This is a genomic window from Bacillus sp. 05T31 (assembly GCF_056396725.1).
The window spans coordinates 1-1,920 of record NZ_JBFTMA010000785.1 but is presented as its reverse complement, the minus strand read 5'-3'; the positions used below and the strand labels follow the sequence as shown (position 1 = coordinate 1,920).

General features: G+C 35.7%; 3 protein-coding genes. 1 reads left to right on the top strand and 2 read right to left on the bottom strand.

What is annotated here, in order from left to right; translation table 11 throughout:
- Window positions 1–276 precede the first annotated feature (276 nt).
- Complete coding sequence (locus AC1DJR_RS28245) at window positions 277–714, top strand: YndM family protein (protein ID WP_002168161.1); 438 nt, start codon at window positions 277–279, stop codon at window positions 712–714.
- A 204-nt stretch (window positions 715–918) separates the two neighbouring features.
- Here AC1DJR_RS28245 and AC1DJR_RS28240 read toward each other — a convergent pair whose 3' ends face one another.
- Both AC1DJR_RS28240 and AC1DJR_RS28235 read right to left on the bottom strand, forming a co-directional pair.
- The gene (locus AC1DJR_RS28240) at window positions 919–1,443 is read right to left on the bottom strand and encodes a cysteine hydrolase family protein (protein WP_429688395.1); all 525 of its coding nucleotides are present in this window, start codon (window positions 1,441–1,443) and stop codon (window positions 919–921) included.
- Between the two features lie 42 nt (window positions 1,444–1,485).
- On the bottom strand, window positions 1,486–1,920 hold a 435-nt coding region (locus AC1DJR_RS28235), incomplete at its 5' end, for a GNAT family N-acetyltransferase (RefSeq protein ID WP_477004071.1).

Genomic DNA, 1,920 nt, shown 5'->3' with positions numbered 1-1,920 from the left:
CATAGAAACTCCTGCTCCAACGAATAATACTAACTTACCTTGTTCAAGGTGATCGATTAACTCATCTGGAATTTCTACTTCTGAAGTTATCCACATCCCGGATTCCCCCTTACCTAAAAATGTCATACGCTCTCATTTCACTATAACATTTTTTGATTATTTTTTTAATATTTAGATAAAATTTCAGCATGATAAAGTTTTATATAAATTAAACCGTTCCAATGTATGAACTCCTGMATTTATTGTAAAACTATGTATAAATGGGAGGTGTATATATTGAATGATATTACTGTAATACTTATCAAATTTATATCATGCATCATCGCTTTTAGTATCGGACTAGCTCTATTTTTCCCAGCAACGCTCGTCCAAATCATTTCTTTTAGTCTCTTCGTCACAATCGTTTCTTATATGTTTGTTGATAAAATTATTTTAAATCGAATTGGCAATTCCGCTGCCATTATGACGGATTTCTTACTTACGTACTTAAGTGTTTGGATTTTTGGTAATATTTTATTAGACAACTACATGCAAATTGCATGGGGCAGTATCCTTTCTGCCATCGTCTTTACATTATCAGAAGTAATCGTCCATCGCTTTTCTAATTCCCACACAAGGCACAGCAATGATAACATTCGAATTAATCGCCGGTTTGCATATGGCACGGAGTTTGCTGAAGAACAGAATGTGTTGGATAAAGATAAGAAGAAATAAAGCCTTAATTACTGGTGCAAAAAAGTAGCTGTCTCATCAGTCGAATTTTTGACGATGTGGCGCTCCTTTTTGTTTTTTGTACTATCAATACAGTGAATGAAATTATATTAACGATTCGACAAGAAATATCGATTTATCGACAACGTTTGATAGCCTATCTTCAAATAAAAAAGCTGCCCCATTAAGAGACAGCAACTTCTGTAATTACGCTTTTACTTTTAAATCTTTGAACGTAATAACATCTGCAAATGATCCAAATACAACATTATGATGTTTTACAATATCTTCAGCGCGTAATACATCTGTGTCAAATGTGCTATGTGCATCACTTACTAATGTTACTTTATACCCTTCACTAAACGCTCTTCGCGTTGTCGTATCAACACAGTACTCTGTTTGCATTCCTGAAATAATAACATGCTCAATCCCTTTTCCTTGTAACACTTCGTTTAAGTTTGTCTTATGGAATGAGTCTGGAGTCGTCTTTTCAACGACAAGCTCCCCTTCTCGCGGAGCAATCGCCGCATGCACTTTCCAGCCATCTGTACCTTTTTCTAATGGATGATCCTTAGGTCCATTATGTTGGACATAAATAACCCGAATACCATTTGAACGACATTCCCCAATGAGCTCTTGCAACGTTTCTAAAAACTTTTCCCCATTATGTACTGGGATTCCTGCTGTATACATACCCGCTTGCACATCAATAACTAGTAATGCCTTTTTCATTTCACACAGCTCCCTTTATTTTTATAAGCCCCTGCATATTTATTATAATTGTTTATATTCTACCATCCAACAATCTTCTAATTTCCCCTCATGCAGTTCATGTTTCTCTAGTACTTTCACCTTTTTAAACCCGCATTTTTCATAACAGCTTATCGCACGTTCATTATTTACTTTAGGATCCATCGCTATCGCTTCCGCTCCTAAGTTCTCCATTATGTATGTAATTGCTGCTTGAACAAGTTTTGTTCCAATTCCTTTTCCCCAAAAGATCGGTTCACCGATAAATTGGTCCATGCCCCATACATTCTGCGATTCTTCATATCCATATAACGCTTTCCATTCAGAATCAACTGGATACATTTGAATGTAACCGATTGGAACGGCATCAAATTCTATTAAACATCTTTTTTCATGACCGTTTGGATGATGTATAAAATGATCAAGCACCTTTTCTACAGATTGCGGATTATCTCTTCC

Bases quoted from the DNA above. Each gene is read 5' to 3' on its own strand.
- AC1DJR_RS28240 (WP_429688395.1), bottom strand. From the start codon at position 1,443: ATGAAAAAGGCATTACTAGTTATTGATGTGCAAGCGGGTATGTATACA.